Source organism: Haladaptatus sp. DYF46, assembly GCF_021083305.1.
Lineage (GTDB): Archaea > Halobacteriota > Halobacteria > Halobacteriales > Haladaptataceae > Haladaptatus.
The window spans coordinates 755744-771196 of the sequence record NZ_JAJFAY010000002.1 but is presented as its reverse complement, the minus strand read 5'-3'; the positions used below and the strand labels follow the sequence as shown (position 1 = coordinate 771196).

Here is a 15453-nt window from a genome sequence, read left to right as displayed (position 1 = left end):
TCGCGGGTCGAAGGGTCTACGTCGCCACCCGTAACAACCGCCCGCCCAGCGAGTCCGCCCACAGCACTGCCAACCCGACGCCGTATGCGACCATGACCGCGAGCGCGACGAACAGCATCAACAGCAGGCCCCCCGGAAGCATCGCCGCGACGAACAGCACGCCGACGGAAACCTCACGCCAGCGCCGCCGCATCGTCCGATAGGGAACGACGTTCCCGTGATGGAACAACAGCATCGTCACCGGAACTTCGGCCAACAGACCGACACCGACGGTCAAGGCGAACACCAGCCAGAAGAACGCGGCGGTCCGATAGGCGATTATCATGTCCGCGGCGCGAGCGTCGGCGACGAGGTAGGAGATGACCTCCGGCGCGACGTAGCGGTAGCCGACGAAACTCCCCGCCAGTAGGCCCACCGTCAGTGCGCCACCCCAGACGAGGAACACGTTCCGGTCGGCGCGCGCACCCATCCGGGATTCGACCGCTGGCCACGCGTAGTACAGCACCAGCGGCAGCACCGCCATCGCACCCGCGATGACGCTCACCTTCATCTCGAACGCGAGGGCTTCGACCGGATGCAGGAGGACGATGTTCAACGCGTCCGGATTCACCCCCGCCGGAAGCTCCGTCAGGAAATCCCGTTTTATCGCGCCGATGCCGCCGCCGTAGAGGAACGTGAACGTCGCCGCGACGACTGCCATGAACACCCCCGCGAGGCGAATTGACTTTCCCCTCAAGCTTCCGACCACGAACCGAAGGTCGTAGTAGTACCCGCCGATGTCGTCCTCCGTTTTCTCCTCCTCCGTGAACACCGACGCCATCCGGGCCGCGGTTCCCTCGACCGCGGTCGTCAATCCGCTTTCGTCGGTGCGTTCCTGTTCACCGAATTGCCCCGCTCGTTCCTCTTCTCCGTCGTTCCTGTCCGCGCTCGTCGCGTCGAAGCGGTCGAGGATGGCGGTCGCCCGCTCGTGGTCGCCATCGTCCAGCGCCGCATCCGCCAGTTCGAGCGCCTCGTGTTCCGTGAGCGAGTCGAACGCTTCCGGCGGCGCGGAACGAATTCCCGCGGCGTCGAGTTCGGCGAGGTCGATATCGGCGGGACGCCTTCCTTCGCCGCCGGCTCGACTCCCGCGGTCCACGAGCCTCGCACAACCGAGTCCGACGAAGTACAGCGTCGTCATCGGAATCGCCACGAGCGACATGGAGAACGGGTCGGGCGACCCGTTCACCATCGAACTGAGGACGACGATGCCGAAGACGGCGTAGCGCCAGCGGTCCCGGAACAGGTCGTAGGGGACGATGTCGGTGTACACCAATCCGCCCATGAGCAACGGCAGTTCGGCGGTGAACCCCAACACCACCGTCAACAGGAGGACGAACTGCGTCCACTCCACGATGGAGTAGGTCGGCTGGAACCCCGATTGAATCGCGTTGGTCACGAGGAAGTCGAACAACAGCGGGAGGAAGACGAAGTAGGCGTAGGCCACGCCGCCGCCGAACAGGGCGACCACTATCACCGCGACGAGCAGTCGCGTCCGCCGCGTTCCCGGCAGCGAGAGGTCCCCACCCCGCTCCGTCCTCCGCGTCCGATAGACGAGAAAAACCGCGGCCATCAGTATCCCGGTGATGAGCCCCAATTTCGCCTGTAGTAGGACCACGTCGAACGGCGTCACCGCGACGACGACGGCCTTCGACTCCAGCAGTTGCTGCTCCAGTGCGGGCCATATCCAGTACCGAAGCCCGTAGAAGGTCCCCAGAAATCCCCCCACGAAGACGACGAACGCCAGCCGTAGTTCGGAGCGAACCCTCCGAAGCGCGATACCCGCCACTCCTCCAAGTCTGTCGTATCCAAGTGCCCCCACGCGAACTCCTCCCCAAACCGCACCCTCAGTAACGTCTCGCTCAGCTATCAACTTTGCTCGCCGGAGTCGTGTTCCGGTGCTACCCGTTCCGCACCGACCAGCGGAGCATGTCCGCGAAGGCCAGCGCAGTCCCGTAGCGCTCCTCCGGGTCGGACGCGGTGGCTCGTTCGAGAACCTCCCGGAGCGATTCGGGCGGTTCTCGTCCTCCTCCATTCGTTCTGAACTAACGAATCACTGATAAGGTTAGAAATACAATCATTTCGCATGCAGCTCCGCCCTCCCCGGTTTCGCCCGTTTAGCATCGCCCTCGGGTTCTTTCTCGGGAGCGCCGTCGCCGTTTCCCTCCCGTGGCTGTGGCCCGACGCGCCCGCGAACGAAATCGAAATCGGTCTTCTCGTCACCCTTCTCGGGTGGACCGCCGCCGAGCAGTTCCGCGACGAACTCGACCGCGCGGTGTCTTCCCGGCTTCGCTGGTCGTTCGCCATCGTCGGCGTCCTTCCCCTCGTGGGTGCCCTCCTCGCGGATACCTACTCCGACTACGAACCCACGACCGGATTTCTCATCCGGCTATCGGTCTTTGCGGTGGTCGCGCTCGTGACGACGGCCCTCGCGTCGGGCCGGTACGCGGAGATACTGTACCAGACACGGTCGGTCCGAGCGAACGTCATCGCCACCAAATCGCAGTTCTACGAACTGCCACACGCGCTGGTTGCCAGTGTCATCGGAATTGCCGTGGTCAATCTGATACTCGGCAATTTCGTCACGGTCCAATTTGTCTCCGCGACACTCGTCGGAACGCTCATCGGGACGACCATCGGGTCGCTGTTGACCGGCGACCAGGAGGTCGAACTCGTCGCGCTGGACGACGGGTTGCTCATCAGGCCGGACAGCCAAGTCGGCGGTTCCCTCGTCCCGTGGCGGCGGATTCGCGACGTTCGAATCGACGGCGACACGCTGCGCGTGACCCGCGGTCTGCCGTGGCCGATGGTGTACTCGGCCGACCTCTCGTCGGCCATCCACCCCGACACCGCTCCGGAGGCGTTCCGGTCCAAGGTGCGCTCCCCGTGAACGAACCGGGTTCGGACGAGAGGAAAGAACGTTTTACCGTTGGACGACATTCATCCGTCAATGAGTGAATCGGACACCGCCGAGGAGAGGTCGGCGAGCGAACGGAACCCTTCGAGTTCCGATGACGGCCCCAAACAGGTGGACTCCCCGAACTATCATCACGAGAACCACACCGCAGCCCAGACCTGTGGCTGGACGGCAAACGCGCTCCGCGGGGAAGGGAAGTGCTACAAGAACATCTTCTACGGAATCGAGTCCCATCGTTGCATTCAGATGACGCCGGTCGTCAAATGCAACGAGCGCTGTGTCTTCTGCTGGCGGGACCACCGCGGCCACTCCTACGAATTAGGAGACGTGGAGTGGGACGATCCGGAAGCAGTCGTGGACGCGAGCATTCGCCTCCAGCGCAAACTGCTCTCGGGATTCGGCGGGAACGACGACGTGCCGCGGGAAATCTTCGAGGAATCGATGGAACCGCGCCACGTCGCCATTTCGCTCGACGGCGAACCGACGCTGTATCCCTACCTCCCGGAACTCATCGAGGCGTTCCACGACCGGAACATCACCACGTTCCTCGTGAGCAACGGGACGAACCCCGAGATGCTGGAACGCTGCGACCCGACGCAACTGTACGTCAGCGTGGACGCCGCGGACCGCGCCACCTTCGACCATGTCGTTCGTGCCGTGGACGACGACGCGTGGGAGAAACTTATCGACACGATGGACGTACTGGCGGAAAAGGACGAGACGCGAACCGTCATCCGAACCACGCTCGTCGGCGGGGAGAACGTCGCCAACCCCGACTGGTACGCCGCCTTCTACGAGCGCGCCGACCCGGACTTCGTCGAACTCAAGGCGTACATGCACGTCGGCCACTCGCGCGGCCGACTCGACCGCTCGTCCATGCTCGACCACGAGGAGGTGGTCGAGTTCACCGAACGGGTTGGCGAGCACATGCCCGACCACGACGTGTTGAAGCAGGTTCCGGCCTCCCGGGTCGCGCTGCTCTCGAAGACGGAGGACACGTGGGTGCCGAAACTCAAAAAGGACAGCGAGTTCTGGGAGCGCGATTCGACGACGTGGACGCCGCTGGGTGGGTAGATGGCATAACCGCGGTCGGTCTGCCTACACCCGTTCGAGGTCCGTTTTCGTCAACTCGCTCTCCACGTTCCCGGTGTTGGTCGTCCCCGCCGGTTCGAACAGGAGTATCTCGGTTTCCTCCTCCGATACCGGCTTGTGTTCCACTCCCCGCGGAACGACGAGGAACTCACCCTCCTCCAGCACGACGTCGTCTTCTTCCCGTAGTTTGATTCGGAGTTCCCCGCTCGTCACGAGGAACATCTCGTCCGCGTCGTCGTGGTGGTGCCAGACGAACTCCCCTTCCAGTTTGGCGAGTTTGACGGCCTGTCCGTTCAATTCGGCGGCGAGTCGAGGGGCTCCGTGTTCATCGAACGTGTCGAACGCGGCGTCGAGGTTGACTTTCTCCATCGGCGTTCGAGTGCTCGAAACGGGAGGTGTTCTATCTGTGGAAACGGGCAAGACCCGTCGTGTTCAGTTCGGCGCGTAGAACACCCAGCCTTCCGACGGAACCGTGATATCGACCCATCCGTCGCTCCCCGTGGTCACGTCTCCTGCCGTGCCGCTGTAGTCGTGGAGCGTCGTGTTCGTCCACGAGGTGTACACCGACTGGGTGCGACTGCTTCCGCCGTTGTTGATACCCACAAGCAGGTTGTTGTACCGTTCGTAAACGCCGAGGTCGCTGTCCGCGTGCCGCCAGTAAGTTTCGCCGCCGGCGAGGTTCTTCTTCACCCATACCATGTTGTTGACGTCGCTGTCGTCCAAAATGGCGTTCGGGTAGAGGTTGTAAATCATCGGCACGCCCTCGCTCGTGAGGACGAATGCGTGTGCGAGGTGGTACTGCGACGGCGCGCCCGCGTCGTGATTCTGGACGAACGGGTGGGCGTGGAACGGGTCTTGACCGACGAGACCCGCACCTTGCAGTTGACTCATGTCGCCGCCGGAGAACACGTCGCTGAGGGTGTAGTACAGCGGATAGTCGAACGCGTCCATCCCCGTATCGACGTACCCCTGCACGTAATCGACGTTTCCGCTGTACACCTCGCCGATTCGGCTCATGCCGAGTTCGTCGGCCTTCGGGTTCGCGTAGTCGCGCCAGTACTTCTCCTCGACGTGTTTGACCGCATCGAAGCGATAGCCGTCCGCGCCGAAGGAGGCTATCTTCTGCATGTAGTTCATCAACTCGCCGCGCACGTACTCCGAGGAAGACGACTCGTACTGGGCGAGGTCGGGGAGTCCGAGGAGTTCGCCGTGTTCGACCTGATGGTCGTCGCTCCAGTCGTCGATGGACCCGACGTCGTGGTGGAAATCGTTGTACGAGAAACGAGGGAAGTCGTAGTCGTATCCCGTCGCCATGTGGTTCATCACGCAATCGACGAACACCGCCAACCCCTGATTGTGCGCCTCGTCGATGAGCGCTTGGAGTTCGCTCTCCGTACCGAACTCGCTGTCGAACACCGTGTAATCGACCGGTTGGTAGCCGAGCGGCGGGTCGTTGCGTCCGCTCTGGTCGCTCCACGTCAGGTCGCTCTTCTGTGGTGCCTGTATCCACACCGCGTCGTATCCCCTGTCGGCGACCGTCGAGAGGTTGTCCGTGATGGTCGGCCACGTCTCGTGGAAGTACTGGAAGTGCACCGGTTCACCCGCCGCCGCTGCACGGTCCGAGAGTGAGGGCAGTCCGGCCCCCAAACCGACGACGGACAGGCCGCCGACGAACGCCCGGCGCGTCAGGTCCGCTCGTCTGGCCCCCCCTTTGTCCGTCGCTTCTGCTCTCTCGTTTGTCTTTTCCCTTCTCCCTTCTTCCGCCGCTGATTGCGCTTTTCGACCGTTTTCTGTGTGAGTTACGTTATCTTCTGCAACCATGCATCTATTACGTATTATCACAACACACTTTAATCTAGACACCATTCAACTAAATTTCAAACACGGTTCCATCTCTAAATCCGGGAGGACGGCGGGGAATGCCCTCTACTTCGATTCGAGGGTCGGCGTAGCATGGCTTCGAGTCTCGTGGTAAACCGGGCGCTTTCCGCCGAAAATCAGCACACTTAGATGCTGTCGCACTCTATCTTCCGCCCCAGCAGTCCATCCGCACTCACTCTATAACATTTCTGTTACGCATCTCGGTTCCGGTACGCTTAACCGAACCAAGCACGGAGTATCGTGTATGTCAGCGACATCGCTCGTGGTCGGGTACGACGAACTCGCCGCGTTGAAGCTTCTCGCCCTCGACGGGGCGCTCGAAAGCGAGGTCAAAGTGTCCTGTGCCGACCTCGCCGACCGTCTCGATGCGTCCAATCAGACCGCATCGCGCCGTCTCCAGCGCTTGGACGATACGGGCCTCATCACGCGCGAAATCGTCAGTAACGGGCAGTGGGTCGCCATCACCGACGACGGCGAATGGGAACTGAAACGCGAGTACGAGGACTATCGTCGTATCTTCGAGGACCTCTCCGGCGTCGAACTCTCCGGAACCGTAACCGGCGGCATGGGCGAAGGCAAACATTACATCTCCCTGTCGGGCTACATGGAACAGTTCATCGACCGGTTGGGCTACGAACCGTATCCGGGAACCTTGAACGTCGAACTCTCCGCCGAGAGCGTTCGCGCTCGCTCCGCGATGGACGCGCTCGCTCCCGTTTCCATCGACGCGTGGGAGGACGGCGACCGAACCTACGGCCCCGCAGTCTGCTATCCCGCGGCCGTCCAAACGACCGACGGCGAGTCCTACGAACCGGTCCACGTCATCGCGCCCGAACGAACCCACCACGACGAAGACCAGTTGGAACTCATCGCGGAGGAGAAACTCCGCGACGAACTCGGACTGGGAGACGGCGACCACGTGACCGTGTACATCGAGGAGGTCCAATGAGTCAAACCGCCGCGGCGTCCGTCGAGAAGGCCGTCGCCGCGTTTCGCGACGGGTCGCCCCTTCTCGTCCACGACGCGGACGACCGGGAAGGCGAAACCGACCTCATCTATCCCGCCGAAGCCGTCACGCCGGCCGCCGTCTCGCGCCTTCGAAACGACGCCGGAGGATTGATCTGTACCGCACTCTCCCACGACGTCGCCGAGCGGTTCGGACTCGACTACATGGACGAAATCATCGACCACCCCGCGAGCGAGGGCCACGACCTCGGCTACGATTCCCGCTCTTCGTTCTCGCTGACCGTCAATCACCGCGATACCTACACCGGCATCACGGACGACGACCGCTCGCTAACGATTCGGAAACTCGCACGCGCGGCCGCATCACCCGACGACACCGACTTCGCGGGCGAGTTCCGTGCGCCCGGCCACGTTCACCTGCTCAAAGCCGCACCCGGCCTGTTGGCCGAGCGACAGGGCCACACCGAACTCGGTGTCGTCCTCGCGGCGGCGGCGGACCGGTCCCCCGCCGTCGTCGTCTGTGAAATGCTGGACGACGAAACCGGCGGTGCGCTTTCGCCGGCGGACGCACGCGCCTACGCCGAGCGTCACGAGTTTCCGTATCTCGAAGGGTCGGAGATAATCGAATCCCTCGGCTGATTCTTTTTGCCGCACTCTCCCTTCTCGGACCGTAAAATCGGCGTCCACGGGCCGTAATACTCGCGTTTACTAACGAAATCCCCGCTCCGCGTTGCGGTAATGTCGGAATATGTATCTAAATTATGAAAAATGTTGATGCTTCTAGAAGTCGATATAGTAGGTATGGACTTCAAACTAAGAGCGATCGTATACGGAATCGTCGCGACCATCATCGTCGGCTTGCTCAGTGGGGCAACGGTCCCGTTCACCGACATGGCGCTTCCCATCGTCGGCGCTGGCTTGACCGGTATCATCGGCGGTCTCGTGGCTGGTTACGTGTCCGGAATCAAACTCGATGACGGCGCGCTCAACGGTGGTGTCGCAACCGCTGCCGGGGCGATCGTCGCACTCGTCATCCTGACTCTTGCAGGCTTGCTGGCCGCTGGTCTCATCCCGACCATGGGCCTGTTCGCCTTCGGCGTAGTGTACGTCGTCGTCGCCGCAATCCCCGGTGCCGTCGGTGGCGCACTCGGGTCGTGGCTGAAGGGACGCTCGGCACGGCGCAGCGATGCGCGCCCGGCCTGATACCAGCCGTCGAACACGTCGAACACCGAACGACTCCATTTTCGCCGCACGAACGATTCGAGAACTCACGCTTCCTTTCGGTACTACGTTCCGCCGAGTGATATCCGTTCACACTGCCTGTTACGCTTCGATGAGCCATCCTACACAATCGTCCAAGGACAATCGCCAAAACTCATTACCGTGGCCTTCCTTGAGGCGGACGTATGAGCTTTGACGATATGGACGTGGACACCATCTGGATGGACGGCGAATTCGTCGACTGGGACGACGCGAAAATCCACGTTCTCACACACGGACTGCACTACGGGACGGGCGTTTTCGAAGGTGTTCGGTGCTACGACACGGAGAAGGGTCCGGCGATTTTCCGCTGGGAGGACCACCTCCAGCGCTTCTACGAATCGTGTAAACCCTACGACATGGAAATCGAGTACAGCCCCGAGGAACTCACGGACGCGACCCTCGAACTCATCGACAGTCAGGACCTCCGCTCCTGTTACATCCGGCCCATCGCCTACTACGGCTACGACAGCCTCGGGGTCAGTCCCGGCGACTGCCCGACGGACGTCACCATCGCCGCGTGGCCGTGGGGCGCGTACCTCGGCGAGGACGCCCTCGAAAACGGCGTCGAGGTCATGATCTCCTCGTGGCGCAAACACGCCTCCAGCCAGATTCCGACCAACGCCAAGACGACCGGCCTGTACGTCAACAGCCTCCTCGCCGGCGAGGAAGCCCGCCGCAACGGCTACGTCGAAGCCATCGTCCTGAACAAGGAAGGCAACGTCGCGGAAGGACCCGGCGAGAACATCTTCATGGTCCGCGACGGCGAGATTTTCACCCCCGGTCTCTCCCAGAGCATCCTCGACGGCATCACCCGCAACAGCGTCATCACGCTGGCCGAGGAGATGGGCTACACGGTCCACGACGACGCGACCATCAGCCGCGGCGAACTCAACACCGCCGACGAACTGTTCTTCACCGGCAGCGCGGCGGAAGTCACGCCCATCCGGCAGGTGGACAACGTGGAAATCGGAAACGGCAGTCGCGGCCCCGTGACGGAGGAACTCCAGTCCGCGTTCTTCGACCTCATCAATCGCCGTGTCGACGACCACGAAGACTGGTTCACGTACGTCGGAGAATAACTCCGGCGAGTTTCGGTTCGGGGACCCACAACTGTTCGAAAACCGAGCATAGATCCCGTTTTCGCTTCGACTACTTCGCTCGACCCCGTGAAATTCACCCCCGGCCCAAGGGCATCGTTTCGAATGGAAAGCCGGGGATACCGTAGCCTTCGACGTCCACTTCATCGACTCGAAACGCACCGCTGTATCCTTCCGGTGTGAACCGCAGATAGAAACTATCGAATTTAGCTCGTGACGACGACTTCGCCTTCCGCCACTTCCGGTTCGCGGGCTTCCTTCTCCGCTCTCTCTTCTTCTTCCTTCTTGGCCTTGATCTTCTTCATCCGGAAGATTTCCTCGCGCTCTTGCTCTTCGAGTTTCTGCTCGATGTAGTCCTGTGCCTCGTGCAGTTCCGGGAGGAGTTTGAATTCGAGCGCGTTGACGCGGCGCTTCGTCGTCTCGATTTCGGTCAGCATCTTCTTCATCGCCGTCTCGACTTCGGCGGCGAGGATGATGCTTTCGAGCAGTTCCTCGTAGGCGTCCGCCGTCTCGTCGATGCGGGCGCTCGTTCCGAGGACGCCGTAACCCCGCTCGTCGAGCGACTTCTTGACCTTCGAGGACTCGATCTGCGGGACGACGACGCCCATGATGTTCTTCGACTCCGTCGTGATTTCGGGGTGTTCCTGCAGCGCGGCGGCGGCACCGCGAACCGCAACGTCGCCCTCCATCGCGCGGGCCATGTTGATGGTCTGCTGTGCGCGCTGGTAATCCTCTTCGAGACCGGAGCGTACGTCCTGTGCCTGGTCGAGGATGTCCATGAACTCCATGATGAGACCGTCACGCTTCTTCTCCAGCGTGTCGTGCCCCCGTTCGGAGAGGTCGATGCGATCCTCTATCGCCATGAGGTTCTTCCGAGTGGGTTTGACGTCCTTGGCCATGTTGGTTGATGCTAGAAACTGGAAGGGGATAATTCTTTACAGTCGAACGCCGCTCCGCTCGGGTGCCTCCGGACTGAGACACGGAATACTCGCGTTGCTCGTCCGTTACGCGCGAAAAATGAAAGAAACGGAAACCGCGTTAGTCGGCGGCGACTTCTTCCGCCTGCTCTTCGGGGTAGTACTCCTCGATGTACTCCTCGTCGATACGGTTGAGCTCCTCTTTCGGCAGCATCGAGAGGAGGTCCCAGCCAATACCCAGCGTCTCTTCGATGGTGCGGTTCGTGTGGAATCCCTGATCCACGAACTCCTCCTCGAAGCGGTCGGCGAAGTCGAGATACTGGTTGTCCCGCTCGCTCAGCGCTTCGCGACCGACGATGTTCACGAGGTCGCGCAGGTCCTCACCTTGCGCGTACGCCGCGTACATCTGGTCGGACACGCCGGAGTGGTCGGCGCGGGTGAGACCCTCGCCGATACCGTCGTCCATCAGGCGCGAGAGGCTCGGAAGCGGGTTGATCGGCGGCTTGACACCCTGCGAGTTCAGGTCGCGGTCCATCATGATCTGCCCCTCGGTGATGTACCCGGTCAGGTCGGGAATCGGGTGCGTGTCGTCGTCACCCGGCATCGTGAGGATGGGAATCTGCGTAACGGACCCTTCACGACCCTCGATACGACCCGCACGCTCGTAGAGCTGTGCAAGGTCCGTGTACATGTATCCGGGGTAGCCACGGCGACCCGGCACCTCTTCACGTGCGGCACCGATTTCACGCAGCGCCTCACAGTAGTTCGTCATGTCCGTCAGGATAACCAGCACGTGGTAATCCTTCTCGAACGCGAGGTACTCCGCCGTCGTGAGCGCCATTCTCGGCGTGACCGTCCGCTCGACTGCGGGGTCGTTCGCGAGGTTCATGAAGACCACGGAGCGCTCCAGTGCACCGGTACGCTCGAAGTCCTCCATGAACTCGTTCGCCTCTTCTGCCGTGATGCCCATCGCGCCGAACACCACTGCGAACTCGCTCTCTTCGCCCTCCTCTTCCTCGTCTTCGAGCACGCTCGCCTGTCGGGCAATCTGGAGCGCGAGGTCGTTGTGCGGAAGCCCGGACGCGGAGAAGATGGGCAGTTTCTGTCCACGAACCAGCGTGTTCATGCCGTCGATGGCGGACACACCGGTCTGGATGAACTCTTCGGGGTACTCGCGTGCGTAGGGGTTGATAGCCGCGCCGATGATGTCGTCACGTCGGTCCGGAACGATCTCCGGGCCGCCGTCGATGGGCTGTCCCGACCCGTCGAGCACGCGTCCGAGGAGGTCCTCGGTCACGGGCATCTTCATGGTCTCGCCGAGGAACCGAACCGACGATTCCCGGTTGATTCCTTCCGTTCCCTCGAACACCTGAATCGAGACGAGTCCCTCGCTCGATTCGAGCACCTGTCCGCGCAGCGTGTCGCCGGCCGGCGTCTCGATTTCGACGATCTCGTCGTATCCGATCGGCTCGTCGACTTCGGCGAACACCAGCGGACCGCTGATCTCCGTAATGGTCTGGTATTCTTTCATTAGTACTTCTCCCTGAGCTGGTCTTTGATGTTTTCTTCGATGTCGTCGATGAAGTCGTTCCAGTCCTCGGCCGTTCCCATGCGGTTGAGGCGTGGGGCGGCGTCGATGGACGTGATTTCGTCCATCGGGACACCGGCTTCGAGCGCGTTGAACGCTTCGTCGTTGAACGTCTCGATGGCTTCGAGCATCCGGTAGGTCTTCTTCGGCTCACAGAACATGTCCACGTCGTGGAACGCGTTCTGCTGGAGCCACCCTTCGCGGAGGTAGCGCGCGACTTCGAGCGTCAACTGCTGGTCTTCGGGCAGCGCGTCCTTACCGACGAGCTGAACGATCTCCTGTAGTTCGCCCTCCTCGTCGAGCACGTCGGTCGCCCACTGACGCTTCTCCGGGAAGTCGGGTTCGACGTTCTGTTCGTACCACGGGTCGAGCTGGTCCTTGTACAGCGAGTAGGACTCGTCCCAATTGATGGCCGGGAAGTGACGCCGTTCCGCGAGGTCGGCGTCCAGCGCCCAGAACGTCTTCACGATACGCAGGGTGTTCTGCGTGACCGGCTCGGAGAAGTCGCCGCCCGGGGGCGACACTGCGCCGATGACCGACACCGAACCCTCCGTGCCGTTGATGTTCTCGAACTTACCTGCGCGCTCGTAGAACTCGGCGAGACGGGCGGCGAGGTACGCCGGGTATCCCTCCTCGCCGGGCATCTCTTCGAGACGCGAGGAAATCTCACGCATCGCCTCCGCCCACCGCGAGGTGGAGTCGGCCATGAGCGCGACGTCGTATCCCATGTCGCGGTAGTACTCCGCGATGGTGATTCCCGTGTAAATGCACGACTCACGTGCTGCCACGGGCATGTTCGACGTGTTCGCGATGAGGCACGTCCGCGACATGAGCGGCTTGCCCGTTCGCGGGTCCTCGAGTTCCGGGAAGTCCTCGATAACTTCCGTCATCTCGTTCCCGCGCTCACCACAACCGACGTAGACGACGATGTCCGCGTCGGCCCACTTGGCGAGCGAGTGCTGGGTAACCGTCTTCCCGGAGCCGAACGGTCCCGGAATCGCGGCCGTTCCACCCTTCGCGATGGGGAACAGGCCGTCGAGGATACGCTGACCGGACACGAGCGGCGTCCGGGGCGTCTGTTTGTCGACGGAGGGCCGTGCTTCGCGAACCGGCCACTCCTGTTGCATCGCGATCTCTTCGCCGTTGTCGAGTTCGACGACGGTTTCGGTCACGTCGTAGTTGCCCTCGTTCGTGGCAACGACTTCGCCGCCCTCGTAGTCCGGCGGCACCATGACCTTGTGTTCGATGCTCTCGGTTTCGGGAACGGTCCCGACGACGTCGCCGGGTTCCACCTCGTCGCCTTCGCTGACGGTCGGGGTGAACTCCCACGTCTTCTCCTGGTCGATACCGGGAGCGTCGACACCGCGGTCGAGGAACGCGCCCATCTTGTCTTCGAGCACGTCCAGCGGGCGCTGAACCCCGTCGTAGATGGAGTACAGCATGCCCGGCCCGAGGTCGACCGACAGCGGCTCGCCCGTGTTCTCGACGGGTTCACCGGGGGCGACGTTCGAGGTCTCTTCGTACACCTGAATGGTGGTTTGGTTTCCTTCGATTTCGATGACCTCTCCCATCAGCCCTTCCTCACCGACGTACACAACGTCGTTCATCCGGGCGCCGAGGTCCGTGGCGGTAACGACGGGTCCGCTCACGCTCTGAATGACGCCGTCCTCACGGACGACGTCGCTGTCTGTTGCCTGGCTCATTCGTTATCACCTTGTTCGTCTTCGTCCATAAGGTCGATACCGATCGCGCGCTTGATTTTGTCGCGGAGTCCGCCGCTTCCCGCGCCACCACCCAGCGTCACAAGGGTGGGTTCCACACTCGTCTCGACGTCGTTTCGGACGTTCCGTGAGAGGTGTGTGAGGTCGTCGTCGTGCATCACGATGATGCCGATGTCGTCGTCTTCCAACGTCCGAGAAACGGCTTCGTCCAAGTCCACGTCCTTTTCGTCGTCCGGAACGTTCTCGAACTTTCGGACGCCTGCGAGTCGGAATCCGGTCGTAAACTCCGGACTCCCGATGACGGCGATTTCTTGACTCATAGTACCACCAGTTCCTCTTCGATTCTGTCTTCGGACAGTCCCGCCTCGCGCCCACGCGCGATGGCACGGATGTTGTCGACTTCGCGCTGTTTGGCGAGGACGTAAGCGAGCACCGGACACACGGACAGCGGAAACACGTGTGAAAGGTGGTCTGAGTATTCGAGCAGCGCAATATCCAGTGCGTGCTCGAATCCGATGAGACTGTCGGCTCGCTCAAGCTCGTCCAGCGCTTCGTCCAGTTCGTCCCCGTAGGGACTGTCTCGAATCCTCGCTATCAGCTCGTCCGTGCTGCCCGCGAGTTGGGCCAACTCCGTCGCGTCGAACAGCCGACCGCCGGAGATGTAGTACTCCGAGGGGTCGATGTCCGCGCCGCTCCGACTGATTCGGAGCACGTTGCGGATGTTTCGGAAGTCGATTTCCGCCTGCAGGAACTCGATGTACAGCCGCGTCGCGCGGTCTTCCGTCTCCGACATACCGTCCATCAGTCCCTCGTAGTAGGCCCGGTCGACCGCGTTTTCCAGCGGGATCAACAGGCCAGTCGACTCGTAATCGTCGTAGGCGGCTTCGAGGCTGTCGCCGAAAATCGTCGTTCCGAGCATCTCGACGACGTCCTCGATGGCACCCGCTTCGGCCAATCGCGTGAGGAACTCCTCGTCGAACTCACCGGCGTGAATCAGGTCGTCTTGCACGGACTGGTCGTCGGTATCCGCGTAGATACCGCGAAGTACCGTCTTGACGTTCCACGCGTCGAACGTCCGCAGGTAGCGGGCGATGAGGTGATACAGCTTCCCGTCGGCCCAATCCAACAGGTCGTTGAAGTTCTTCGCGAGGTTGCGGTTCAGCGCGTACTCCACGAGGTCCACACCGTCGTAGCGCGCGCCGAGCGCGTTCACTTCGGATTCGTACTCCGTCTCCTCCATGTAGCGGGCGATTTCGCCCGGACCCATGCGCAGGAGCTTTCGGTAGTCCTCCTCGTCGAACAGGGCCGCTCTGCGCGCCCTGACTCGCGCGGTGACGTACTCGTAGTTCGATGTTCCTTCGGTCGTGCTCATTGCTCGAACAACCGCGAACTGATCTGTTGGAGGTTGTCCTCCCACACGTTCTCCAGAATCGAGTCGAACGTGTTGTTCACGCGAACGCGGGACGCCTCGCTCTCGGCGACGACGCCGCCGAGGCAGTCGTACTCACCCGCGTACTCGAAACCGTCGTAGTCCGCGACGATATCGGTCAGAAGTCCCTCGTCGTCGGGGCGTCCGTAGATTCGGACGGTGTTCCCCGACTCGAACTCCTCCGCGGCCGCCTCGAGCAGTGAGCGCGTCAGTTCTTCGCGCTCGTCGCCACCGAGGGTGGCGATGCTCTCCTCGGCGTCGGCGCGCACGTCCTGCAACACGTCGCGACGGGCTTCGAGCCGTTTCTGCTTGGCTTCGAGTTTCGCGCTGGAGAGTTTCTGCTCCCGTTCCTGCTCGATTCGGTTCTCGACCTCCTGCTCTTTCGCCGCGAGTATCTCCTCGGCTTCCGTCTCGGCCTCGGAGACAATCTGGTCCGCGCGGGATTCGCCTTCCGTACGAATCTCTTCCGCGCGCTCGCGGGCCTCGTTTCTAATATCCTCAACTACCGTTTCCAAGCTCATTGATGAAGAGGGTGTGTAGGGTGTT

The 15453-nt window shown here is 62.0% G+C and carries 15 protein-coding genes; 6 read left to right on the top strand and 9 right to left on the bottom strand.

The window, feature by feature from the left end:
* Positions 1-16: 16 nt before the first annotated feature.
* Entirely contained in the window at positions 17-1858 is a 1842-nt protein-coding gene (locus LJF34_RS15200) for a twin-arginine translocase subunit TatC (protein ID WP_231186079.1), read from the bottom strand.
* A 264-nt stretch (positions 1859-2122) separates the two neighbouring features.
* Here LJF34_RS15200 and LJF34_RS15195 point away from each other — a divergent pair, with 264 nt between their 5' ends.
* A complete protein-coding gene (locus tag LJF34_RS15195) occupies positions 2123-2926 on the top strand; it encodes a hypothetical protein (RefSeq protein ID WP_231186077.1) in 804 nt (267 codons plus the stop codon).
* Positions 2927-2986: 60 nt separating this feature from the next.
* The gene (gene twy1 / locus LJF34_RS15190) at positions 2987-4027 is read left to right on the top strand and encodes a 4-demethylwyosine synthase TYW1 (protein ID WP_231186075.1); all 1041 of its coding nucleotides are present in this window, start codon (positions 2987-2989) and stop codon (positions 4025-4027) included.
* 24 nt (positions 4028-4051) lie between these two features.
* On the opposite strand, the gene LJF34_RS15185 is transcribed toward twy1, so the two are convergent.
* Positions 4052-4414 carry a cupin domain-containing protein gene (locus LJF34_RS15185; RefSeq protein WP_231186073.1) on the bottom strand — a complete coding sequence of 121 codons (363 nt, stop codon included), beginning with the start codon at positions 4412-4414 and terminating at the stop codon, positions 4052-4054.
* A gap of 63 nt (positions 4415-4477) precedes the next feature.
* The gene (locus LJF34_RS15180) at positions 4478-5866 is read right to left on the bottom strand and encodes an alpha-amylase domain-containing protein (protein ID WP_231186071.1); all 1389 of its coding nucleotides are present in this window, start codon (positions 5864-5866) and stop codon (positions 4478-4480) included.
* A 304-nt stretch (positions 5867-6170) separates the two neighbouring features.
* Between LJF34_RS15180 and LJF34_RS15175 the strand changes: the two genes are divergently transcribed.
* From LJF34_RS15175 to LJF34_RS15160, 4 genes are all read left to right on the top strand, one after another.
* Positions 6171-6875: a CTP-dependent riboflavin kinase gene (locus LJF34_RS15175; protein WP_231186069.1), complete on the top strand. Its 705-nt coding sequence runs from the start codon at positions 6171-6173 to the stop codon at positions 6873-6875.
* The gene (gene ribB / locus LJF34_RS15170) at positions 6872-7531 is read left to right on the top strand and encodes a 3,4-dihydroxy-2-butanone-4-phosphate synthase (RefSeq protein WP_231186067.1); all 660 of its coding nucleotides are present in this window, start codon (positions 6872-6874) and stop codon (positions 7529-7531) included. Before LJF34_RS15175 ends, ribB begins: the two co-directional genes overlap by 4 nt.
* Positions 7532-7693: 162 nt before the next feature.
* Positions 7694-8095 carry a DUF5518 domain-containing protein gene (locus LJF34_RS15165; RefSeq protein ID WP_231186065.1) on the top strand — a complete coding sequence of 134 codons (402 nt, stop codon included), beginning with the start codon at positions 7694-7696 and terminating at the stop codon, positions 8093-8095.
* Between the two features lie 203 nt (positions 8096-8298).
* A complete protein-coding gene (locus tag LJF34_RS15160; protein ID WP_231186063.1) occupies positions 8299-9234 on the top strand; it encodes a branched-chain amino acid transaminase in 936 nt (311 codons plus the stop codon).
* A 224-nt stretch (positions 9235-9458) separates the two neighbouring features.
* Here LJF34_RS15160 and LJF34_RS15155 read toward each other — a convergent pair whose 3' ends face one another.
* The 6 genes from LJF34_RS15155 to LJF34_RS15130 all read right to left on the bottom strand — a co-directional run bounded on the left by LJF34_RS15155 (position 9459) and on the right by LJF34_RS15130 (position 15428).
* A complete protein-coding gene (locus LJF34_RS15155; protein WP_231186062.1) occupies positions 9459-10151 on the bottom strand; it encodes a V-type ATP synthase subunit D in 693 nt (230 codons plus the stop codon).
* Positions 10152-10290: 139 nt separating this feature from the next.
* Positions 10291-11700, bottom strand: coding sequence for an ATP synthase subunit B (locus LJF34_RS15150; protein ID WP_231186060.1), 1410 nt, complete (start codon positions 11698-11700; stop codon positions 10291-10293).
* Complete coding sequence (locus tag LJF34_RS15145; protein ID WP_231186058.1) at positions 11700-13460, bottom strand: ATP synthase subunit A; 1761 nt, start codon at positions 13458-13460, stop codon at positions 11700-11702. Before LJF34_RS15145 ends, LJF34_RS15150 begins: the two co-directional genes overlap by 1 nt.
* Entirely contained in the window at positions 13457-13798 is a 342-nt protein-coding gene (locus LJF34_RS15140; RefSeq protein ID WP_231186056.1) for a V-type ATP synthase subunit F, read from the bottom strand. Before LJF34_RS15140 ends, LJF34_RS15145 begins: the two co-directional genes overlap by 4 nt.
* Complete coding sequence (locus LJF34_RS15135; protein ID WP_231186054.1) at positions 13795-14850, bottom strand: V-type ATP synthase subunit C; 1056 nt, start codon at positions 14848-14850, stop codon at positions 13795-13797. Before LJF34_RS15135 ends, LJF34_RS15140 begins: the two co-directional genes overlap by 4 nt.
* The gene (locus LJF34_RS15130) at positions 14847-15428 is read right to left on the bottom strand and encodes a V-type ATP synthase subunit E (RefSeq protein WP_231186052.1); all 582 of its coding nucleotides are present in this window, start codon (positions 15426-15428) and stop codon (positions 14847-14849) included. Before LJF34_RS15130 ends, LJF34_RS15135 begins: the two co-directional genes overlap by 4 nt.
* Positions 15429-15453: the final 25 nt, after the last annotated feature.